Genomic DNA, 21,501 nt, shown 5'->3' with positions numbered 1-21,501 from the left:
ATTATTGTCCCTGAAGCCGCCGACGACGGCCGCACGAATATCAGATAATATGCTGACTTTTTTTGCCCGTTATCTTAACGATGTCGCTAAAAATAGCGCGTTGTAACGTAATCCCGGGAACGTTTCGCCTCTAAAATAGAGAATAGTTTGATAATAAATTTTTATACATTAGTCATCCTGTTAAAACAGACAAGAAAGAACCATTCTGATCAGGAGTTATTTTTCTGACCATGAAATAACCATAGGTTTTATCTGGTTTAAATCATCTGCCGACAGCAAGCAATGTGAACAATGATATTTTATCGCTGTCAGGATACTAATGAATTAGCCGGATAACGGGCAGTAAACAGCAGAATGGCTAATTATTTACCAGACCACGCATTTATCAGGCGATATTCTTAGCATCAAGTGATAATGGTTATCATTTGATGCTTGCTGAAAGGAGTCAGCAGGCAAAAAATTAGAGGTTCATCACAAAAACGAAATCTGGAATTTGGTATTGTTACACCATGGTGAGGAGAGGTTTACTGATAGACGGAGATAAATATTTCCCGCAAGATTGAAGTAAAAAGCTCTTTGAGTCAATGCTAAGTCGCACAACATTTTACAGATTAATCCGATAGCGCCGATAAGCCGTTTTGTTTAGCCGCCGCTTATCTATACTTATTAATCAGACGTCCCATTGACTGAAAGAGTTTAACATTATCAGGAGAGCAATATGCCCGTAACTAATACCGCTGAACTCAACGCTCTGGTTGAAAGAGTGAAAAAGGCGCAGCATGAATATGCCAGCTACTCTCAGGAGCAGGTTGATAAAATCTTCCGCGCCGCGGCACTGGCAGCTTCAGATGCCCGCATTCCTCTGGCCAAAATGGCCGTTGCAGAATCAGGAATGGGTATTATTGAAGATAAGGTGATTAAAAACCACTTTGCTTCGGAATATATTTACAATGCATACAAGGACGAACAAACCTGCGGCATCCTGTCTGAGGACCATACATTCGGCACCATCACGATCGCTGAACCTATTGGTCTGATCTGCGGCATCGTTCCCACCACTAACCCGACGTCCACCGCGATCTTCAAGGCGCTGATTAGTCTGAAGACCCGCAACGGTATCATTTTCTCTCCGCATCCTCGCGCCAAACACGCGACCAATAAAGCGGCGGATATCGTTCTGCAGGCGGCTATCGCGGCCGGCGCGCCTAAAGATATCATCGGCTGGATCGACGAACCGTCGGTTGATCTGTCCAACCAGTTAATGCACCACCCCGACCTGAACCTGATCCTGGCCACCGGCGGCCCGGGCATGGTCAAGGCGGCATACAGTTCCGGTAAGCCCGCTATCGGCGTAGGCGCAGGCAACACGCCGGTTGTAGTCGACGAAACCGCCGATATCAAACGCGCGGTGGCCTCGATCCTGATGTCGAAAACCTTCGACAATGGCGTCATCTGCGCCTCCGAACAGTCGGTCATCGTCGTCGACAGCATCTATGACGCCGTTCGTGAGCGTTTTGCCTCCCACGGCGGCTATCTGCTGCAGGGGAAAGAGCTGGCGGCCGTACAGGGCGTGATCCTGAAAAACGGCGGTCTGAACGCCGCTATCGTGGGCCAGCCCGCGGCGAAAATCGCCGAGCTTGCCGGCATCTCTGTGCCGGCCAATACTAAAGTGCTGATTGGCGAAGTGGTTAACGTGGACGAAACCGAGCCGTTCGCGCATGAAAAATTGTCACCGACGCTGGCGATGTATCGCGCCGCGGATTTTGAAGATGCCGTAGATAAAGCGGAAAAACTGGTCGCCATGGGCGGGATTGGCCATACATCCTGTCTGTATACCGACCAGGACAATCAGGTCGCCCGGGTGAAAACCTTTGGCGACCGAATGAAAACCGCCCGTATTCTGATCAATACCCCGGCTTCACAGGGCGGGATCGGCGATCTGTATAACTTTAAACTCGCCCCTTCGTTGACGTTAGGCTGTGGTTCCTGGGGGGGTAACTCCATCTCGGAAAACGTTGGCCCCAAACATCTGATCAACAAGAAAACGGTAGCCAAGCGAGCAGAAAATATGTTGTGGCATAAACTTCCCAAATCGATCTATTTCCGCCGTGGTTCACTGCCGATCGCGCTGGAAGAAGTAGCGACCGACGGCGCGAAACGCGCATTCATCGTGACCGACCGTTTCCTGTTCAACAACGGTTATGTCGATCAGATCACCACCGTACTAAAAGAGTATGGCGTGGAAACCGAGGTATTCTTCGAGGTTGAGGCCGACCCGACGCTGAGCGTGGTGCGTAAAGGGGCCGAGCAGATGAACTCCTTCAAGCCGGACGTCATCATCGCGCTCGGCGGCGGTTCGCCGATGGACGCCGCTAAGATTATGTGGGTTATGTACGAGCATCCGAATACTCACTTCGAAGAGCTGGCGCTGCGCTTTATGGATATCCGTAAACGCATCTACAAGTTCCCGAAAATGGGCGTGAAAGCGAAGATGATCGCCATCACCACCACGTCGGGCACCGGTTCTGAAGTCACGCCGTTTGCCGTGGTTACCGATGATGCGACCGGTCAGAAATATCCGCTGGCTGACTATGCTCTGACGCCGGATATGGCGATTGTCGACGCCAACCTGGTGATGAACATGCCGAAATCGCTGTGCGCCTTTGGCGGTCTGGATGCGGTTACCCACTCACTGGAAGCCTATGTGTCAGTTTTGGCCAACGAATACTCGGATGGTCAGGCTCTGCAGGCGCTGAAACTGCTGAAAGAGAACCTGCCGGCCAGCTATCACGAAGGCGCCAAAAACCCGATTGCGCGCGAACGCGTTCACAACGCGGCGACCATTGCCGGCATCGCTTTCGCGAACGCCTTCCTCGGCGTGTGCCACTCCATGGCGCATAAGCTGGGTTCGGAGTTCCATATTCCGCACGGGCTGGCCAACGCCATGTTGATCGCCAACGTCATTCGCTACAATGCGAATGATAACCCGACCAAACAGACGGCCTTCAGCCAGTATGACCGTCCGCAGGCGCGCCGTCGTTATGCCGAAATCGCCGATCATCTGGGGCTGAGCGCCGTGGGCGATCGCACCGCGCAGAAGATTGAAAAGCTGCTGGCGTGGCTGGAAGAAATAAAAACCGAGCTGGGCATCCCCGCCTCTATCCGCGAAGCGGGCGTACAGGAAGCGGACTTCCTGGCTAAAGTGGACAAACTGTCCGAAGACGCGTTTGATGACCAGTGCACCGGCGCTAACCCGCGCTACCCGCTGATCGCCGAACTGAAACAGATTCTGCTGGATACCTATTATGGCCGTCAGTATTCTGATTCCGATGAGGCGCCGGCCGAAGTGGTGACCTCTCTGGCTGCGGTAAAAAGTGAAAAGAACGATAAAAGCGAGAAGAAAGGCAAAAAAGCCGCTCACTGATCGTTCGTTTTAGCGCGGCCGATGACGACCACGTCGCGCGCCTGAAACATAATGCACAAGCCCTGCTTAATCCGCAGGGCTTTTTTTTGCCCTCTATCGCGGATATGCGCCGCCGGTCCGCCCGGGGCGAAAGCACGCAGCTGACGCTCCCTCGCCGCCAGCGCGATAATCAGCCCGACAGTCTTAAATCTGGCCGTTGGTATGCCGGCATAGACAATCGCGCTACAGAGTGCTTTACCGGGCCGTAAAGCGGCGAATTTCAATCCGCCGGCAGATCCATCGCGACCGAACATCACAGAGAGAAGTCCGAGACAAATAATCCCGCCGCCGCAGGCCGGGTTAATTTATCGTCTTTTCCACGAATGAGGTCCGCAGGTATATTTTTATCGCCAGGTCTTCAGACGAAAGTTCGCGCGACTCTAAATAATGACGGCAAAAATATCCGGAGAAAACTGCGCCGCATCATAACGTAAGCGAGTAATATTCCGGCGCCAGGGCGGAGTGAAATGCCATTTCGTTTGTTCGAACGGCGCCCGGAAATTGACCCTCATCAACTAAGGCGCAATGAATGTACCGTTTTAGGCGATAGCTCCGCCGGCGAATAAAATAAGCGCAGACCATTCGCCCCGTCCCGCAGGCTGACGCCGGGCAACGAACAATCCCCTGAAACCGTCGTGAGAATAGTAAAATAATTAGGGTTACAGAAAAGTGACCATACAATGAAACCGGGGTCTTCAACCAATACCGGCAAATCTGTCGGGGGCTGATATCAACGCCGTCAAACCGGGTAATAAAGCCAGCGGCAGGCGATGCTAAATCTATTGGGGCATGTAAGGATTTATAACAACGCTATCGCGTTTAAATTTTCCGCCCCTCATTGTTTAGACGCTACGGGCGGGAACAAACTGGCGCCGGCGCAAGGCCGACTGCACGCGGAATAAACGCGCCGGACGGATTCGCCCTTCTCGTTCTGTAACCGAGATCTATATACTCTGACTAATTCAGGGTGCACGATAAAACGTTATCGTTTTGAACAACGCAATGCGCCAGGAGTGTGGCAAATCGCGCGACAGCCCATTTGAACGGCGCCAGCGCTGCCGAAGGGAAAGCCATCAGGCTCATTAATGCCAGCGGCGTTTACACGATAAGTGATTCAGGCGACAAATCCGTCGGGCGCGGATTTGAACGCCACACGGGCGCCTCCCGAAGAGAGGCCGAATAATGTAGCCTAAGCCTACGTACCTGCGGTTTGCAGTATGACGAGTATAATAAGCGCCCGCAATAACAGGTCCGATTCCACTCTATTGCCAGCAGAATAATAAATAAGGCCGCGACGCACCAAACCGCGCCGTACGGGCAATAACCGGTATCCGCTACGGTAATTTTTATTGCGGCACAGCGAGTTAAATCACGCAACGCGGCTATTCCCGGCGCCCCGGTTCCCGGGCATAACGCCGTCAGAACGCCCGCCGCAACCAGCACGATAAAAGCGATTATGATTCCTTATAATGCTTCTGATTGATACTATAACGCGAGCCAGACGTGCGGCGGTGGCGAAAAATTGACGGCTAAAATGTATTTGTCATCACCGCTCGGTTATTTTATATTTGCGTTAGGATAACGTGAGATCGGTTTTAAAATTGATAATTTTTACCAATCTTACAAATCTGGCTATTGCAGAAAAGAAAATAGCATTCTATTATCTGACTACACCGCCCCGATAATATAAATTGAGATTAAGACAATGAGCGAAGCACTTAAAATCCTGAACAACATCCGTACACTGCGTGCCCAGGCAAGAGAATGCAGTCTGGAAACTCTGGAAGAAATGCTGGAAAAACTGGAAGTCGTGGTTAATGAACGCCGCGAAGAAGAAAGTTTAGTTCAGGCTGAAGTTGAAGAGCGCACACGTAAATTACAGCAATATCGTGAGATGCTGATCGCCGACGGTATTGACCCGAACGAATTATTGCAGGCGCTGGGCTCCACTAAGTCTGCCGGTAAAAGCAAGCGCGCCGCACGTCCGGCCAAATATCAATACACCGATGAAAACGGCGAAGTTAAAACCTGGACCGGTCAGGGCCGTACCCCAGCAGTAATCAAAAAAGCTATCGAAGAACAAGGTAAAGCTTTGGAAGATTTCCTGCTGTAATCCCCGCCCTGCGGCGCTGTGTTAAAAAACTCCCGATATTCATCGGGAGTTTTTTTATGTCCGTTTTATACTCGCCATACTTCGGGTTAACCGGTGCGTTAGCCGCTATCATTTATTCAGCCCTCCTCCTGGGCCGCCGACAGCGCTGTTTAAATCGCTTGCAGTGAGCCTTGTCGTTCGCTCGCTGCTTCGCCATTTGAATTATTCACACTGTATATAGACCCGACAAACAATCGGAAGCAGATGACGAAAACAAGCCGACGCCGTTACCGTCTGAAGTATGACGGATATAAATAAAAAACCCCGTATGCGAACACACGGGGCCGGATTAAAACGCGCGCGGTATAAGTAATACTTACTGCCCGACTTCTTCCTGCAGCCAGCGGGTAAACTCGCCGCCAAGACTACCGTGACGCAGGCCATATTCAACGAATGCCTGCATATAGCCTAATTTATTACCGCAATCATGGCTAATACCTTTAAGGTGATAAGCCTCAACCGTTTCTTTCTCCATCAGCATCGCAATCGCGTCCGTCAGCTGGATTTCGTTGCCTGCTCCCGGCGGGGTTTTAGCCAACAGAGACCATATATCGGCGGAAAGAACATAGCGCCCCACCACGGCCAGATTTGACGGCGCCTCCGATGCCTTCGGCTTTTCAACGATCCCCACCATGGGCGCGCTGTCTCCCGGCTGCAGGCTTGCGCCCTTGCAGTCGACAACGCCATAGCTGCTGACGTTTTCCACCGGCTCTACCATAATCTGGCTGTAGCCGGTATCTGAAAAACGCGCCAACATTTCGCTCAGGTTATCCTTGCTCAGATCGGATTCATATTCATCAATGATCACATCAGGCAAAATAACGGCGACGGGTTCGTCGCCCACGAGAGGATGCGCGCACAGTACCGCATGGCCCAGGCCTTTAGCCAGCCCCTGCCGTACCTGCATAATAGTGACATGTTTCGGACAGATGGATTGAACTTCGGCCAGCAGCTGACGTTTTACGCGCTGTTCCAATACGGCCTCCAGTTCAAAACTGGTATCAAAATGGTTTTCGATGGAATTTTTAGATGAGTGAGTAACCAGAATTATTTCATTGATTCCGGCGGCGATACATTCGTTAACCACATACTGGATAAGCGGCTTATCAACCAGCGGCAGCATCTCTTTAGGGATGGCCTTGGTTGCCGGCAGCATACGCGTACCCAGACCGGCAACGGGGATAACCGCTTTTCTTACTTTTTTATTAACCGTAGACATAAACAGCCTCTTATATACCGTTCAAATAATGAACTTAGCTCATCTGGCTATAAACCCTGTCAGTATACCAGTTTTGGGGATTCTCATCGGGTAAAAAAACGTGATGAGCAAAAATCAGAATTATTCCCGATAATGCGGGATATCAATAATTACCAGCCGAAAGCATAGCGGTCAACAAACCTGTTACACCCGTCTGTCGGACAATTCGGTTGATAACATTAATCTTAACCGCCCCCCGGCGCCCCATATCTGGCACTGCCAGTCATCGCACTGTTTATTAAACTGGCTGACCCAGGCCGTATTCAGTGTGCCCAGCGGTACGCCACTATTCAGAGGAATCTGACCTTCAGCAATATTCAGCGTGGCCTGCAGTCCGGCGGAAACTAACAATAATTTTTTTAGTTCGCGGTGGTAATATCCCACCAGTAATGGAAACTGACCATTCAGGCTGGCATTTTTTAACAACTGGTTCACCTGGCGGAGTAATTGCGACAATTCAGGTAATCGGTGCTGTTGCCTGGACAAATGTTCCTGCAACAGGCCATTAAACAGTGTGCGCAGCAATAATGCGGCTAACACGCCATTGTTATTGGCGGCCTGAGTCACATCCAGACAATAAAAAGCCAGTTCATTTTCTGATAACCCGGCAATATCGAGCACCAGACCCGGCCGCCCTGCGCTGGTTAGCTGCCGATAATTTATCCGGCAACATGCAATCGTTTGCTGAACCGGTGGCTGCAACTGGCTTAATAATTTGATTGCCATCTCCGGCGATTGATTAAGCGCATCCCAGTCTTGCATTAATTGTTCCGTTTCGTCCGACTGCGATACAAAAGTATCCGGATAAAGGCAGGACAGGATGGTTTCACGCAAACGCGTAAAGTCACGCACCGGCTTTAATAATACATCCTGCACGCCAAGACGCAGGACTTTGGCGATATCCGCCATTTGACTGGTGGCCGAGATGATTAACACCGGCGTGTGGTTGTCGTCGCTGCGCAAACGCTCGATAAACTTCATGCCGTCCATTTCCGGCATAGCGAGATCGCAGATGATCAGATGAGGTTGATGCGTATCCAGTACACTCAGCGCCTGCAAGCCATTCGCCGCTTCCTGCACGATGGCCCCCAGAGACGTTAAATAACCGGTAAGCACAGAACGAAACACCGCTTCGTCCTCGACGATCAGTATTTGCTTACCCGTTAATGGTTGACTCATCGATTTCCCCTTGCTTCCACAATAAAAAACTAATCCATCCTTGTTAACAAACAAAAAATAATAGATTGATTATAGTCATATTTTTTGATCATGCTATTTTTTGACCAGCGGCAACAGCTCCTCAAGTTTTTTCTCTACGGCCAGGCGCCCCGCCTCGATCGCTTCGGCGGCGCGGTGGAAATCCAGAGTGGCGATCTGCGGACAATACGGCTGCAGCAAAACATCCGGCGGATCGCCGGCCATGCGGGTCATCTTCAGCCGGTTTTCCAACACCTGGATAGAGGTGCTCATAATGTCCATCGCCGTGGGCGTCGACTCGTGCGGCCGCGCCACGCCCTGTCGCCGCAGGCGCTGACGGATTCGCCCGCGCCAGCCGGCCGCCATACGGTTGGCTTCCGGCGGCTCCGGCGGTCTGATCGGCATGAAATTCTGCTGATTCAGACTCGCATCCTGCTGCAGATCGACCGCAATCACCACGTCCGCGCCCATGGCGCGCGCCAGAGAAACCGGCACCGGATTCACCACCGCGCCGTCCACCAGCCAGTAATCATTATATTTCACCGGCGACAGCAGCCCCGGCAAACTGCACGAAGCCCGAATCGCCTGATGAAGATCGCCGCTGGTCATCCACAGCTCTCTGCCGGTGCTCAGATTGGTGGCGACTGCGGCGAAGCGCACATCGCACTCTTCAATCAAGCGCGCGCCCAGCAGGCGCTTTACATTAGTAAATACACGATCGCCGCGCAAGAGCCCACCGCGGTGCCATGAAAGATCCATCTGGCGGATAACGTCCCAATAGCCGAATCCACGCACCCACTGCTCCATTTCATCCAGCCGACCCGTCGCATAGGCGGCGCCGACCAGCGACCCCACGGACGTACCCGCCACCACATCTATGCCAATATCCAACTGCTTCAGTGCGCCGATCACGCCAATATGCGCCCAGCCTTTGGCCGCGCCCGCTCCCAGCGCCAGCCCGATCTTAATCTGTCCCATGCCGTCCTCGTCCAGTGTTCATTTTAGCGCACATTGCTACATACGGAGTTTGTCAGGTAAAATAGTCGATCAACTCAGCGACAATCGCTCTGTTATTTCACGTAATTTATTTTACCAGGAGACATTGTGTCAGAACTTTGCCCATGCGGCAGCCAGCTACAGTATATCGCATGTTGCCAGCCCTACCTCGGCAGCGGTTCGCCCGCTCCCGATCCGGTGGCGCTGATGCGCTCGCGCTATACCGCTTACTGTAAACATGATGTCGATTATCTTATCGCGACCTGGCACCCTGACTGCCGGCCGGAGCAATGGCGCGCATCGCTTAGCGAAAGCGGCGAGGCCACGGTATGGCAGGGTCTCACGATTTTGGCAGAAACCCCAGGTAAAAACAGCGATGAGGCCTTCGTTGAATTCGCGGCACGTTTTACCGACGCGGAACGCCCCGGGCAAACAGCATTGATGAGGGAGCGCTCGCGCTTTCTTCGCCTGCACGATCGCTGGTACTATATTGACGGCGTTCACCTGCAAACCGGCAGAAATGACCGCTGTCCCTGCGGCTCTGGCAAAAAATTCAAAAAGTGTTGCGGGCAATAGCAATATTGGTCAAACGTCAACTTCCCGCGCGGCATTGACATATCACGAGTTTATTCGTTTTGGACAGGATCCACATTCTCATGCAATCCCAGAATATACAAAGAAAAGTATTACGTACCGTTTGCCCCGACGCGAAGGGACTGATCGCGAAGATTACCAACATCTGCTATAAGCACGAACTTAACATCGTACAAAACAACGAGTTCGTCGATCATCGCACCGGCCGCTTCTTTATGCGTACCGAACTGGAGGGCATTTTTAACGATGTCACGCTGCTGGCCGATCTGGACGGGGCGCTGCCCGAAGGCTCGATGCGCGAACTGAACAGCGCCGGCCGGCGCCGCATCGTCATCCTTGTCACCAAAGAGGCGCACTGTCTGGGCGATCTGCTGATGAAAAGCGCGTTTGGCGGGCTGGATGTGGAGATCGCCGCCGTTATCGGTAACCATGAAACGCTGCGCCAGCTCACGGAGCGTTTTGATGTTCCGTTTCATCTGGTCAGTCATGAAGGGCTGACTCGCGAAGAGCACGATCAGAAAATGATCGAGACCATCGATCAGTTCCAGCCTGACTATGTGGTGCTGGCAAAATACATGCGCGTGCTGACGCCGGCCTTTGTGCAGCATTATCCGAACCAGGTGATTAATATTCACCACTCCTTCCTGCCCGCCTTTATCGGCGCGCGCCCTTATCACCAGGCTTACGAACGTGGCGTGAAGATTATCGGCGCGACGGCGCACTACGTTAACGACAGTCTGGACGAAGGTCCGATCATCATGCAGGACGTGATTAACGTCGACCACACCTATACCGCCGACGATATGATGCGCGCCGGACGCGACGTGGAAAAGAATGTGTTAAGCCGTGCGCTGTACCGCGTGCTGGCCCAGCGCGTATTCGTCTACGGCAACCGAACCATCATCCTGTAATCTTATCGCTATCGCGCCCCGGATGTTTACAGAAGCAGCATCCGGGGCAAAAAAACGGCAAACAATCTCGTTTACGTCATTCGGGGCTTTACAGCAGCGCGTCATTTGATATGATGCGCCCCGCTCGACGCAAAAGAGCTTACAAAGCAAGGCCATGGTGGGGTTCCCGAGCGGCCAAAGGGAGCAGACTGTAAATCTGCCGTCATCGACTTCGAAGGTTCGAATCCTTCCCCCACCACCATCTTCGCCGATTCCCGGCAGCTGATTCCCGGTCTGTTGCAACATGTTCCCCACAGGGGAAGGTGACAACCTTCGATAAGGTTCGACAAAACCGCAGGTTTTGAACAACGCGCAGCGTTGGCCCGCAGGGTGAGGAGCGCAGCGACGAATTATCCTTCCCCCACCACCATCTTCGCCGATTCCCGGCAGCTGATTCCCGGTCTGATGCAACATGTTCCCCTCAGGGGAAGGTGACAACCTTCGACAAGGTTCGACAAAACCGCAGGTTTTGAACAACGCCCAGCGTTGGCCCGCAGGGTGAGGAGCGCAGCGACGAATTATCCTTCCCCCACCACCATCTTCGCCGATTCCCGGCAGCTGATTCCCGGTCTGATGCAACATGTTCCCCACAGGGGAAGGTGACAACCTTCGACAAGGTTCGACAAAACCGCAGGTTTTGAACAACGCCCCGCGTTGGCCCGCAGGGCAGCGCATGCGGGCCTCGTGAAGCGTCGGACGCTTGTTTTAATCGCAACGACGACCGTTTTTCCAGCGGCCGGGGACATAAGAAAAAACCGGCAGCGCCCACGACCAGCGAATCGCCGCCAGGCGCAGCGACAGCCCGATGCTAAACGAAACCAGCAGATTGATATCGTGATTAATTTGCAGCTCGCGTAAGCCGAGATACAGCAGGGCCACCAGCAGCGATACGCAGGCATACAGCTCCTTGCGCAGCACCATCGGCGTACGGTTGCAGAAAATATCGCGCAGCACGCCGCCGAAGATGCCGGTAATAATGCCGGCCATCACCACCACTGTCGTGGAGTAGTCCAGTTTCAACGCCACATTGCAGCCGATTACGGTAAAGGCGATCAGCCCCATGGCGTCAAGCACCAGAAACAGGGTATGCAGGTGATGCATCACGCGGGCGATAATGATCGTGAACAGACCGGCGCCAATGGTCAGGTAGACATAGCCGGGGTGCTGAGTCCAGCCTATCGGATAGTTGCCCAGCAGGATATCGCGTACGGTTCCACCGCCCAGCGCGGTGATAAAAGCGATCATCGAAACGCCGAAAATATCCATATTGCGCCGGCCGGCGGCCAGCGCGCCGGACATGCCCTCGGCGGTAATTGCGATCAGATAGATGTAGGTCAGCACACAAGCACTCCTGTGAAATGCGCCCCTCCCTCTGTCCTGTTTACCTGAGAGTTTAGCAGCAGGCTGCTTGCCCCTTCGGTGGATTGCGCCAGGCAACCTCTCTCCAGTTGGCGTAGATAAAATTCGCAGTATGGCGGCCTGAGCGATTATGGGAGTTTGCGCCTTCGGCGGAGCGTAATTGACTGCTCTCTCTCCTGCGAGAGGCGGAGTATACGGAGTCCGCCGCGGCGCTGCAACCAGACAATAACCTGCTAAAAAGCAGGGAATATTCAATCTGCGGCGCTGGTGACTCCGCGGCGGGTTTTCTGCTAACATCGCACTTCATTCAGGCAATATGGCAATGAAGATGAAATTCGTTTCTTTTAATATCAATGGGCTCCGCGCACGTCCCCACCAGCTGGCGGCCATCATCGAACAGCATCAGCCGGATGTGATCGGATTACAGGAAACGAAGGTCCATGACGACATGTTTCCTCTCGATGACGTCGGCAAGTTTGGTTATCACGTCTATTATCACGGGCAGAAAGGCCACTACGGCGTCGCGCTGCTTAGCAAAACGGAGCCGCTGGCGGTACGGCGCGGTTTTCCCACCGACGAAGAAGATGCGCAGCGCCGCATTATCATGGCCGATTTCGCTACCCCCGCCGGCACCCTGACGTTGATTAACGGCTATTTCCCGCAGGGAGAAAGCCGCGATCATCCGGTAAAGTTTCCCGCCAAGACGCGCTTTTATCAGGATCTGCAACGCTACATCGAACAGCACCACGCCGCCGAACAGCCGCTGGTCGTCATGGGCGACCTGAATATCAGCCCGACCGATCTGGACATCGGCATCGGCGAAGAAAACCGTAAGCGCTGGCTGCGCACCGGCAAATGTTCTTTCCTGCCAGAGGAACGCGAATGGCTGGCGCGACTGCATGAATGGGGACTGGTCGATACTTTCCGCGCGGAACACCCTCAGTGCGACGATCGCTTCTCGTGGTTCGACTATCGTTCCGCCGGCTTTGACACTAACCGCGGGCTGCGCATCGATCTGATCCTGGCCAGCCGCGCGCTGGCCGCGCGCTGCGTCGGCACCGGCATCGACTATGCTATTCGGGCGATGGAAAAGCCCTCCGACCATGCGCCGATCTGGGCCGAATTTGCGCTCTGAGCGGCGTTGACATCACGGGACAGGCGCAAAGCCGCGCCCTGTCCCGTCAGATTATTGCTTAAGCACCTGCCAGATCAGATTATTAGTGCCGACCGTTTGTTTATCTCTGGCGCACTGCAACACCACGCCATCCAACGTCAGCACCGCCCCCTCTGAATATTTTTTATTCTGATAGACGCAGCAGCGCAGACAATCGTTGCCCGAATTCTGCGTATCGCGCTGCCACGCCTCCGCCGGCAGCGGCACAACGACCTCCACGCCGGACCGGTTAGCCTGGGCCAGCGCCGGCGCGAGCAGCGCGCTGCACGAAATAACAAATGCCACTAACTGTTTCATCGCTGTTTCTCCTTACCGGACGTGCGCGACGGACGCCGCGTTTTACTCTTCGCCGGCGGCGCAGACAAGCCGCGAAATGCGCCGACGGCCGGATTCTGCCGCGCCTGCTGAATGAGCGCCTGCAGCGAGTGGGTCAACGGCTGCATAAAGTCCTGATAACGACACTGCTTTTCGCTGATTTGCGTCAGCGTCGACTCCCAGTGCGCCGTCATATCCGGGTGCGCCGCCATTGGGGGCAGTGAATGAATCAACGCCCGCCCGGTTTCGCTGGCGTGGATATAGCGCCCCTTTTTAACCAGAAACGCGCGCTTGAACAGTAGCTCGATAATACCGGCTCGCGTCGCCTCGGTACCTAAACCATCGGTCGCGCGCAGGATTTTCTTTAGCTCTTTATCCTGCACAAAACGCGCGATGCCGGTCATGGCCGACAGCAGCGTAGCGTCGGTGAAATGCCGCGGCGGCTGTGTCTGACGCGCCACCACCTCGCCGCGCTCGCACAGCAACTCATCGCCCTTCGCCACCACCGGCAGCGGCGCGCCTTCGTTCTCGTCATCGCGTTCTTTACTGCCCAACAGCGTACGCCAGCCGGCTTCAGCCAGAAAACGCGCTTTGGCGACAAATGTTCCGCCGGCGATATCCAGTTCAATGACGCACTTGCGAAACACGGCGTCGGGGCAGAATTGCATCAGATATTGCCGCGCGATCAAATGATAAACCTTCTGTTCATTTTCACTCAGCGAGGCCGGCGCGCTGCGCGCGGTAGGAATAATGGCGTGGTGCGCATCCACTTTGCCGTCATCCCAGCAGCGATTGCGCCGCGTGTCGTCAACCACCGGCTGCGGCAATAGATCGGGCTGATGGATAGCGATGGCGTTCAATACCGCATGACGCCCGGCAAAATGCTCTTCCGGCAGATAGCGGCAATCCGAACGCGGATAGGTAATCAATTTATGCGTTTCATACAGACGCTGGCAAATATCCAGCACCTGCTGCGCGCTAAGCGCCAGGCGTCGGGCCGCCTCGATTTGCAGCGCGGACAGCGAATACGGCAGCGGCGCGGTTTCTGATTCCCGTTTATCGTTCCAACTGGTTACCCAGGCCGGCTGCCCCTCGATACGCTGCACCACATGCTCCGCCAGCGGACGATGCAGCAGACGGCCATCTTCATCCTGCCAGGGTTCGCAGGATTCGCTCGGCTGCCAGACGGCGACAAAGCGTTCCTGCGCCGGCGTGACGATATGCGCCTTCACTTCAAAATAGTCTTTCGGCACAAAGTGTTCGATCTCTTCATCGCGCCGCACTACCAGACCCAGCACCGGCGTCTGAACCCTGCCGACCGACAGCACGCCGTCGTAGCCGGCGTTACGGCCCAGAATGGTATAGGCGCGGGTCATATTGATGCCGTACAGCCAGTCGGCGCGGGCGCGGGCCAGCGCCGACACGCAAAGCGGGATAAACTCGCGGTTCTCGCGCAGACGCGCTACCGCCCGCTCCACCGCCTGCGGATTGAGATCGTTAATCAGGCAGCGTCGAACCTGGCCGCGCTTTTCCTCCGGCAGCGCCAGATAGTCGAGTACTTCATCGACCAGCAGCTGTCCCTCGCGATCGGGGTCGCCGGCGTGGATCACTTCACTGGCGTCGACCAGCAGTTTTTTTATCGTATTAAGTTGTTTGCTGACCGACGGACGCGGCTGCAGCAGCCATTTCTGCGGGATGATCGGCAAATCCGCCAGCGTCCAGCGCGCATAGCGCGCATCATAGGCATCGGGCTGCGCCTGCTCGAGCAAGTGACCGACGCACCAGGTCACCACATCGTTTTGTCCGCAGGCAATATAGCCATCGGCGCGTCGGTGCGGTTTTGGCAATACGTCGGCGATCGCGCGCGCGAGGCTGGGTTTTTCGGCTATAAACAGTCGCATGATTCACCGTTAGGCAGACAATCAGGATCACCCGATATTACGCAAACACGGGCCTGCATCATATCGGGCGCAGGACGATTATCAGCAAATCGTCATGCGCGGCCCTGTTCAGAAGTAATGAACAAATTTTTCCGTCTCGAGGGGAACCACCTTTACGGCGGACTTTAACTGCGGGGTGCCGAGATAGAGAAAGCCCACGATCTCATCCTGCTGGCGACAGCCGAAGGCGGCGCGCACCCGCTCGTTGTGCGTCCAGGGCCCGCTGCGCCAGATGCCGTTGAAACCCTGAGCCAGCGCGGCCATCTGCATCGCCTGCACTGCGCAGCCGGCGGACACCACCTGCTCCCAGTGCGGCACTTTCGGACTTTCCTCGCAGCGCGCCACGACCGTAATAATCTGCGGCGCGCGAAACGGCGCCTGACGCGCTTTCTCAATCGCCGCTTCATCCAGCGCCCCGTCGCGCGCCGATTGCTCCAGCAGTTGGCTAAAGCGCGCCAGTCCTGCGCCCTCGATCACAAAAAAGCGCCATGGCTGAAGCGCGCCGTGATCGGGAGCACGCAGGCCGGCCTGCAAAATATTATCCAGCGCGGCGCCGGTCGGCGCGGGCGCGCTCAGGCGTGAAGCGGAACGACGATTTAACAACAGTTCAAGCGCATCCATTATAGGTCTCCTGTCGGCTGGAATTGCGCGCCACGTTAGCACAGGTAGAATATTTGTTACAACATAGCGCCCTGCGCGCCCGCGGCGGAAATGATTTCAGGCTGACTTTTCTCTGCCTGGTCATTAGGATACTAAGCTGTGAAGCAGCATGCCATTGCAACGACCAGAGTTTTGCTCCCGCTGGCCGGCGTAGTCGCTTTTTGTCTCTGCCAGTACCCGTTCTGGCTTTTACCCGTTTTCGGAGATCTCATGCGCACACTGTGGCGAATTTTTACTGGCTTTTTTAAGTGGACCTGGCGTCTGCTGAATTTTGTCAGAGAGTTTATTCTTAATGTTTTTCTGATTTTGTTGATCCTGGCTGGCGTCGGCATTTATCTGCAGTTCACCAGCTCGCCGGAAGAACCCGGGCGCGGCGCGCTGCTGGTCGACCTGACCGGCGTGGTAGTGGATAAGCCGGCGCTGAATAACAAAGTTCGTCAACTGGGCCGCGAATTTCTCGGCGCCTCCAGCAACAGAATGCAGGAAAACTCGCTGTTCGATATCGTCGATACCCTGCGCCTGGCGAAAACCGACGGCAACATTACCGGCATTATTCTGAAACTGAGCGATTTCGACGGCGCCGATCAGCCGGCGCTGCAGTATATCGGTAAGGCTTTGCGCGAGTTTCGCGACAGCGGCAAACCGATTTACGCCGTCGGCGACAGCTATAACCAATCGCAATACTATCTGGCCAGTTTCGCGAATAAAATCTACCTGACGCCGCAGGGCAGCGTCGATTTGCACGGTCTGGCCACCAATAACCTGTATTACAAAACGCTGCTGGATAAACTCAAGGTAACGACGCACATTTTCCGCGTCGGCACCTATAAATCCGCAGTGGAACCAATGATCCGCGATGATATGTCGCCGGCCGCGCGCGACGCCGACAGCCGCTGGCTGAATACGTTATGGCAACACTATCTGACGACCGTCTCCGCCAACCGCCAGATCACGCCGCAACAGCTGTTTCCGGGCGCCGGCGCGCTGCTGGCCGGTCTGCAGGCGGTAGACGGCGATAGCGCCCGCTACGCGCTGGACAACAAGCTGGTCGATGAAGTCGCCTCGCGCGCCGTGGTCGAACAACAGCTGGTCAAAACCTTTGGCTGGGACGCCAAAGCCAATAACGTCAACTTTACCAGTATTTACGATTACCAGCCGAAAGCGCCGGTCCGGCAAGGGGATGAGATTGCGGTGATTTTCGCCAACGGCGCGATCGTCGACGGCCCGGAAGTGGCCGGCTCAGTCGGCGGCGACACCACGGCCGGCCAGATCCGCCAGGCGCGGCTCGATCCGAAAATCAAGGCCGTGGTGCTGCGGGTTAACAGCCCGGGCGGCAGCGTGACCGCATCCGAACTGATCCGCTCCGAACTGGCGGCGCTGCGCCAGGCGGGCAAGCCGGTAGTGGTATCAATGGGCGGCATGGCGGCCTCCGGCGGTTACTGGATCTCTACGCCGGCCAACGCCATCGTCGCCAGTCCCAGCACCCTGACCGGCTCCATCGGTATTTTCGGCGTGATCAACACCTTTGAGAATTCTCTCGACAGCATCGGCGTGCATACCGATGGCGTGGCCACTTCTCCGCTGGCCGATCTGTCCATCACCAAAACGCTGCCGCCGGAGTTCAGTCAGCTGATGCAGTTGAATATCGAACGCGGCTATAAGACCTTTATCGACCTGGTGGCCCAGGCCCGCAGCAAGACGCCGCAGGAGATCGACCAGATTGCCCAGGGCCATGTCTGGACCGGCAGCGACGCCAAAAACAACGGTCTGGTCGATCAGCTGGGCGACTTTGACGACGCGGTGAAAACCGCCGCCGGGCTGGCTAAGCTGGAAACCTGGCAACTGAGCTGGTTTATGGAAGAACCGGGTCTGATGGACATGCTGCTCGATCAGGTGAACGCCTCAGTGTATACCGTCCTGCCGGCTTCGATAAAAGCCTGGCTGCCGGCGCCGGTGTCCCGGCTAGCCGAGGCGGCAGGCTCTCAGGCGTCGATTATCGGCTCGCTTAACGACCCGCAAAATCGCTACGCGCTCTGCCTTAGCTGCGGCGACGTGCGTTAACCGCCCTGTTGTCTTTCCCCATGCGGCCCGCTCATCCCGGGCTGCATTTCTCGCCGGTTATCTTTATAATCCCGTTTTTCTCGCATTTGGACCCCGCAATTCCGTTATGTCCAGAAAATCCATTTATGTCGCCTACACAGGCGGCACCATCGGTATGCAACGTTCCGCCCACGGTTATATCCCGGTGTCGGGCCACCTGCAGCAAGAGCTGGCGCAGATGCCGGAGTTCCACCGGCTGGAGATGCCGACGTTCACAATCCATGAATATGACCCGCTGATGGATTCCTCCGATATGACGCCCGCCGACTGGCAGCTGATCGCGGATGATATCCAGCGTCATTACCATCGCTATGACGGCTTTGTGATCCTGCACGGTACGGACACCATGGCCTACACCGCTTCGGCGCTCTCCTTCATGCTGGAGAATCTGAGCAAACCGGTTATCGTAACCGGATCGCAAATACCGCTGGCGGAGCTGCGCTCCGACGGCCAGGTTAACCTGTTGAACGCTCTCTACCTTGCGGCGAACTATCCGGTGAATGAAGTTTGCCTGTTCTTCAATAACAAGCTGATGCGCGGCAACCGAACCACTAAGGCGCATGCGGATGGCTTCGACGCCTTTGCCTCGCCCAACTTTTCCGTGCTGATGGAGGCGGGCATTCATATTCGCCGGCTGGTGCAGACGACGACGCCCGACGGCGACGGCCCTTTCCATGTTCAGTCAATTACTCCGCAGCCGGTGGGCGTGGTGACGCTGTATCCCGGCATTTCGGCCGATGTAGTCGGCAACTATCTGCGCCAGCCGGTCAAGGCGCTGATTTTACGTTCTTACGGCGTGGGCAACGCGCCGCAGCATCCGGCGCTGCTGCGCGAGCTGCAGCAGGCTTCGGCGCGCGGCATTGTCGTGGTGAACCTGACGCAGTGCATTTCCGGCCGGGTCAATATGACCGGTTATGCGACGGGCAATGCGCTGGCGCAAGCCGGCGTGATTAGCGGATTCGATATGACGGTGGAGGCGGCGCTGACCAAACTGCATTTTCTGCTCAGCCAGAGGCTGCCGGCGCCGCGCATACGCGAACTGATGCAGCAGAATCTGCGCGGCGAACTGAGCGCAGGCTAAACGGCCTGACCGGCGGGCGAAAAACCGCGGCGACGTTTCCATGCTTAGCAGGAAGGAAGCGCGCAGCGCCCTCCCCGTCGGAACGGCCCGCGGGCGAAGTCGCTGCGGCGCAGGGAGTTTATCGCGGCTTGAGCGTGGCGATAGCCTCGTCGCTGAATTGCAGTTTAAGCTCCTGTTTGCTTTTCATCACAAGTTCGCCGCGGGTATTGATACTCATGTGCTGCGCCTGCTCGTTGTGACGCGCCTGCCACAGCATAACCATCTGTAAGCTATTTTCTTTTTGCTCGGCGGACAGCGGCACGCCGTCCGGCCATTTGCCCAGCTCCACCGCGGTTGCCAGCCGCTGATAAATTTCCGGCGTCATGGCGTTAAGTAAATCGCTAAGCTGCATCATTATTTTCCTGAGAATTGTTGGCGCTGAGGGAGGAATAACTAGCTGAAACGTTTCAGTCATGGTATGATTCTTTCAACCGGTAATTTTGCCGCCATCCTGTTCATCAGTGAAGATAAGCGCGGCGGAATTTACGCAGTAGCGTTCGCCGGTCGGTTGCGGACCATCGGGAAAGACGTGACCGAGATGCGCATCGCACTGCGCACAGCGAATTTCAACCCGGTGCATGTGATGAGAATCATCGTCCAGATAGCGAATCGCATCGGGCGACACCGGTTGATAAAAGCTGGGCCAGCCGCAACCGGAATCGTATTTGCTGGCAGAATAAAATAGCGGCGTATTGCAGCACAGGCAGTGATAAATACCGGTGCGCCGGTTGTGCAGCAGCCTGCCGGAGAACGGTGGTTCGGTTCCACGCTGCTGCGTCACGTAGCGCTGCATCTCCGTCAGATTAGACGGAGATGGTGCAGAAGTGCGATCTTTAACCATAAAGATTGTCCCGGACAAAAAATCAACGGTCGTACCGTGATTCTAACAAACAATTAACAAACCCACAGCCTGTTTTAGCTTAGAATAGCCTATGGGTTCGCGATGAGCCGGCATCATGTGATCAAGATCACATTTATGCGGCACATTGGCTCCGGGACTGGCCCCAGGCAAGCCTGACGGAGTAAAATGTTATTTATTTACAGACAAGTGTGTTTTATGTGCAACCATTGCCGGCTGGTTTGACTTGCCGCAATAATTGACACGATTCCGCTTGACGCTCGGCAAGGTTTTTGTAATTTTACAACCAACCTTTTTATTCACTAAACTAATAGCTGGTGGAATATATGACTATTAAAGTAGGTATCAACGGTTTTGGTCGTATCGGCCGTATTGTTTTCCGTGCTGCTCAGGAACGTTCTGACATTGAGATCGTTGCAATCAACGATCTGCTGGACGCAAACTACATGGCTTACATGCTGAAATATGACTCTACTCACGGCCGTTTCAATGGTTCTGTAGAAGTTAAAGACGGTCACCTGATCGTTAACGGCAAAACCATCCGTGTTACCGCAGAAAAAGACCCGGCTGACCTGAAATGGGGTGAAGTAGGTGTTGACGTGGTTGCAGAAGCAACAGGTCTGTTCCTGACTGACGAAACTGCACGTAAGCACATCGCTGCCGGTGCGAAAAAAGTCGTTCTGACTGGTCCTTCTAAAGACAGCACGCCGATGTTCGTTATGGGCGTAAACCACAAAGCCTATGACGGCCAGGATATCGTTTCTAACGCATCCTGTACCACTAACTGCCTGGCCCCGCTGGCTAAAGTAATCAACGACAAATTCGGTATCGTTGAAGCGCTGATGACCACTGTTCACGCAACTACCGCTACTCAGAAAACCGTTGACGGCCCGTCTAAGAAAGACTGGCGCGGCGGCCGTGGCGCGGCTCAGAACATCATCCCGTCCTCTACCGGTGCGGCTAAAGCTGTAGGTAAAGTTATCCCTGAACTGAACGGTAAACTGACCGGTATGGCGTTCCGCGTGCCGACTCCGAACGTATCCGTTGTTGACCTGACCGCTCGTCTGGAAAAACCGGCTTCTTACGCAGAAATCTGCGCAGCCGTTAAAGCCGCTTCCGAAGGCGAACTGAAAGGCGTTCTGGGCTACACTGAAGACGCTGTTGTTTCCACCGATTTCAACGGTGAAAAACAGACTTCCGTATTCGACGCCAAAGCAGGTATCGCGCTGAGCGACAACTTTGTTAAACTGGTTGCCTGGTACGATAACGAAACAGGTTACTCCAACAAGGTTCTGGATCTGATTGCCCATATCTCCAAATAAGGGCTGTTGATTCCATGATAAAAGGCGACCCTGGGTCGCCTT

Annotated in this window: 18 protein-coding genes, 1 tRNA gene, 2 other RNA genes and 1 riboswitch; of the genes, 11 read left to right on the top strand and 10 right to left on the bottom strand. The window is 54.9% G+C overall.

What is annotated here, in order from left to right:
• Positions 1 to 718 precede the first annotated feature (718 nt).
• Entirely contained in the window at positions 719 to 3,424 is a 2,706-nt protein-coding gene (gene adhE / locus FJU30_RS05885; RefSeq protein WP_150434053.1) for a bifunctional acetaldehyde-CoA/alcohol dehydrogenase, read from the top strand.
• Here adhE and FJU30_RS05880 read toward each other — a convergent pair.
• Positions 3,418 to 3,687 carry a hypothetical protein gene (locus FJU30_RS05880; RefSeq protein WP_150434052.1) on the bottom strand — a complete coding sequence of 90 codons (270 nt, stop codon included), beginning with the start codon at positions 3,685 to 3,687 and terminating at the stop codon, positions 3,418 to 3,420. The genes adhE and FJU30_RS05880 overlap by 7 nt on opposite strands.
• Before the next feature lie 1,481 nt (positions 3,688 to 5,168).
• On the opposite strand from FJU30_RS05880, the gene hns reads away from it, so the two are divergent.
• Positions 5,169 to 5,576: a histone-like nucleoid-structuring protein H-NS gene (gene hns / locus FJU30_RS05875; RefSeq protein ID WP_150434051.1), complete on the top strand. Its 408-nt coding sequence runs from the start codon at positions 5,169 to 5,171 to the stop codon at positions 5,574 to 5,576.
• 355 nt (positions 5,577 to 5,931) lie between these two features.
• Here hns and galU read toward each other — a convergent pair whose 3' ends face one another.
• The 3 genes from galU to rssA all read right to left on the bottom strand — a co-directional run bounded on the left by galU (position 5,932) and on the right by rssA (position 9,048).
• Positions 5,932 to 6,834, bottom strand: coding sequence for a UTP--glucose-1-phosphate uridylyltransferase GalU (gene galU, locus FJU30_RS05870; RefSeq protein ID WP_150434050.1), 903 nt, complete (start codon positions 6,832 to 6,834; stop codon positions 5,932 to 5,934).
• A 183-nt stretch (positions 6,835 to 7,017) separates the two neighbouring features.
• Positions 7,018 to 8,052 carry a two-component system response regulator RssB gene (gene rssB, locus FJU30_RS05865; protein WP_150434049.1) on the bottom strand — a complete coding sequence of 345 codons (1,035 nt, stop codon included), beginning with the start codon at positions 8,050 to 8,052 and terminating at the stop codon, positions 7,018 to 7,020.
• A gap of 93 nt (positions 8,053 to 8,145) precedes the next feature.
• Positions 8,146 to 9,048 carry a patatin-like phospholipase RssA gene (gene rssA, locus FJU30_RS05860; RefSeq protein ID WP_150434048.1) on the bottom strand — a complete coding sequence of 301 codons (903 nt, stop codon included), beginning with the start codon at positions 9,046 to 9,048 and terminating at the stop codon, positions 8,146 to 8,148.
• Between the two features lie 126 nt (positions 9,049 to 9,174).
• On the opposite strand from rssA, the gene FJU30_RS05855 reads away from it, so the two are divergent.
• From FJU30_RS05855 to FJU30_RS05835, 5 genes are all read left to right on the top strand, one after another.
• Positions 9,175 to 9,642, top strand: coding sequence for a YchJ family protein (locus FJU30_RS05855; protein ID WP_150434047.1), 468 nt, complete (start codon positions 9,175 to 9,177; stop codon positions 9,640 to 9,642).
• 80 nt (positions 9,643 to 9,722) lie between these two features.
• Entirely contained in the window at positions 9,723 to 10,571 is an 849-nt protein-coding gene (gene purU, locus FJU30_RS05850) for a formyltetrahydrofolate deformylase (protein ID WP_150434046.1), read from the top strand.
• Between the two features lie 156 nt (positions 10,572 to 10,727).
• Positions 10,728 to 10,812 (top strand) — tRNA-Tyr (locus tag FJU30_RS05845).
• Between the two features lie 41 nt (positions 10,813 to 10,853).
• Positions 10,854 to 10,980, top strand: a non-coding RNA gene (locus FJU30_RS05840) — RtT sRNA.
• A 41-nt stretch (positions 10,981 to 11,021) separates the two neighbouring features.
• Positions 11,022 to 11,148, top strand: a non-coding RNA gene (locus tag FJU30_RS05835) — RtT sRNA.
• A 167-nt stretch (positions 11,149 to 11,315) separates the two neighbouring features.
• Here FJU30_RS05835 and FJU30_RS05830 read toward each other — a convergent pair.
• The gene (locus FJU30_RS05830) at positions 11,316 to 11,951 is read right to left on the bottom strand and encodes a trimeric intracellular cation channel family protein (protein WP_150434045.1); all 636 of its coding nucleotides are present in this window, start codon (positions 11,949 to 11,951) and stop codon (positions 11,316 to 11,318) included.
• A 21-nt stretch (positions 11,952 to 11,972) separates the two neighbouring features.
• Positions 11,973 to 12,068, bottom strand: a riboswitch (glycine riboswitch).
• A 229-nt stretch (positions 12,069 to 12,297) separates the two neighbouring features.
• Between FJU30_RS05830 and xthA the strand changes: the two genes are divergently transcribed.
• A complete protein-coding gene (gene xthA / locus FJU30_RS05825) occupies positions 12,298 to 13,104 on the top strand; it encodes an exodeoxyribonuclease III (protein WP_150434305.1) in 807 nt (268 codons plus the stop codon).
• Between the two features lie 51 nt (positions 13,105 to 13,155).
• Here xthA and FJU30_RS05820 read toward each other — a convergent pair whose 3' ends face one another.
• From FJU30_RS05820 to FJU30_RS05810, 3 genes are all read right to left on the bottom strand, one after another.
• A complete protein-coding gene (locus tag FJU30_RS05820) occupies positions 13,156 to 13,440 on the bottom strand; it encodes a DUF1496 domain-containing protein (RefSeq protein ID WP_150434044.1) in 285 nt (94 codons plus the stop codon).
• Positions 13,437 to 15,359, bottom strand: coding sequence for a DNA topoisomerase III (locus tag FJU30_RS05815; RefSeq protein ID WP_150434043.1), 1,923 nt, complete (start codon positions 15,357 to 15,359; stop codon positions 13,437 to 13,439). The genes FJU30_RS05820 and FJU30_RS05815 overlap by 4 nt, the downstream gene beginning before the upstream one ends.
• Before the next feature lie 108 nt (positions 15,360 to 15,467).
• Positions 15,468 to 16,019 carry an NAD(P)H nitroreductase gene (locus FJU30_RS05810; RefSeq protein ID WP_150434042.1) on the bottom strand — a complete coding sequence of 184 codons (552 nt, stop codon included), beginning with the start codon at positions 16,017 to 16,019 and terminating at the stop codon, positions 15,468 to 15,470.
• 249 nt (positions 16,020 to 16,268) lie between these two features.
• Here FJU30_RS05810 and sppA point away from each other — a divergent pair, with 249 nt between their 5' ends.
• Both sppA and ansA read left to right on the top strand, forming a co-directional pair.
• Positions 16,269 to 18,119, top strand: a complete 1,851-nt coding sequence (sppA, locus tag FJU30_RS05805; RefSeq protein WP_150434041.1) for a signal peptide peptidase SppA — start codon at positions 16,269 to 16,271, stop codon at positions 18,117 to 18,119.
• A gap of 106 nt (positions 18,120 to 18,225) precedes the next feature.
• Complete coding sequence (gene ansA, locus FJU30_RS05800; RefSeq protein WP_150434040.1) at positions 18,226 to 19,239, top strand: asparaginase; 1,014 nt, start codon at positions 18,226 to 18,228, stop codon at positions 19,237 to 19,239.
• Between the two features lie 118 nt (positions 19,240 to 19,357).
• Here the strand turns inward: ansA and FJU30_RS05795 are convergent, their stop codons facing one another.
• Both FJU30_RS05795 and msrB read right to left on the bottom strand, forming a co-directional pair.
• A complete protein-coding gene (locus tag FJU30_RS05795) occupies positions 19,358 to 19,630 on the bottom strand; it encodes a YeaC family protein (RefSeq protein WP_150434304.1) in 273 nt (90 codons plus the stop codon).
• Between the two features lie 75 nt (positions 19,631 to 19,705).
• Positions 19,706 to 20,119: a peptide-methionine (R)-S-oxide reductase MsrB gene (gene msrB, locus FJU30_RS05790; protein WP_150434039.1), complete on the bottom strand. Its 414-nt coding sequence runs from the start codon at positions 20,117 to 20,119 to the stop codon at positions 19,706 to 19,708.
• Between the two features lie 344 nt (positions 20,120 to 20,463).
• On the opposite strand from msrB, the gene gapA reads away from it, so the two are divergent.
• Positions 20,464 to 21,459: a glyceraldehyde-3-phosphate dehydrogenase gene (gapA, locus tag FJU30_RS05785; protein ID WP_191091530.1), complete on the top strand. Its 996-nt coding sequence runs from the start codon at positions 20,464 to 20,466 to the stop codon at positions 21,457 to 21,459.
• The last annotated feature ends 42 nt before the right edge of the window (positions 21,460 to 21,501 follow it).

It is taken from the genome of Affinibrenneria salicis (assembly GCF_008710095.1).
The sequence above is the reverse complement of the archived record's forward strand: the minus strand, read 5'-3'. Positions and strand labels throughout refer to the sequence as shown.

Coding starts and splice junctions, on each gene's coding strand:
- adhE (WP_150434053.1), top strand. CDS start 719: ATGCCCGTAACTAATACCGCTGAACTCAACGCTCTGGTTGAAAGAGTG.
- hns (WP_150434051.1), top strand. CDS start 5,169: ATGAGCGAAGCACTTAAAATCCTGAACAACATCCGTACACTGCGTGCC.
- galU (WP_150434050.1), bottom strand. CDS start 6,834: ATGTCTACGGTTAATAAAAAAGTAAGAAAAGCGGTTATCCCCGTTGCC.
- rssB (WP_150434049.1), bottom strand. CDS start 8,052: ATGAGTCAACCATTAACGGGTAAGCAAATACTGATCGTCGAGGACGAA.
- rssA (WP_150434048.1), bottom strand. CDS start 9,048: ATGGGACAGATTAAGATCGGGCTGGCGCTGGGAGCGGGCGCGGCCAAA.
- purU (WP_150434046.1), top strand. CDS start 9,723: ATGCAATCCCAGAATATACAAAGAAAAGTATTACGTACCGTTTGCCCC.
- xthA (WP_150434305.1), top strand. CDS start 12,298: ATGAAATTCGTTTCTTTTAATATCAATGGGCTCCGCGCACGTCCCCAC.
- FJU30_RS05820 (WP_150434044.1), bottom strand. CDS start 13,440: ATGAAACAGTTAGTGGCATTTGTTATTTCGTGCAGCGCGCTGCTCGCG.
- FJU30_RS05815 (WP_150434043.1), bottom strand. CDS start 15,359: ATGCGACTGTTTATAGCCGAAAAACCCAGCCTCGCGCGCGCGATCGCC.
- FJU30_RS05810 (WP_150434042.1), bottom strand. CDS start 16,019: ATGGATGCGCTTGAACTGTTGTTAAATCGTCGTTCCGCTTCACGCCTG.
- sppA (WP_150434041.1), top strand. CDS start 16,269: ATGCGCACACTGTGGCGAATTTTTACTGGCTTTTTTAAGTGGACCTGG.
- ansA (WP_150434040.1), top strand. CDS start 18,226: ATGTCCAGAAAATCCATTTATGTCGCCTACACAGGCGGCACCATCGGT.
- FJU30_RS05795 (WP_150434304.1), bottom strand. CDS start 19,630: ATGCAGCTTAGCGATTTACTTAACGCCATGACGCCGGAAATTTATCAG.
- msrB (WP_150434039.1), bottom strand. CDS start 20,119: ATGGTTAAAGATCGCACTTCTGCACCATCTCCGTCTAATCTGACGGAG.
- gapA (WP_191091530.1), top strand. CDS start 20,464: ATGACTATTAAAGTAGGTATCAACGGTTTTGGTCGTATCGGCCGTATT.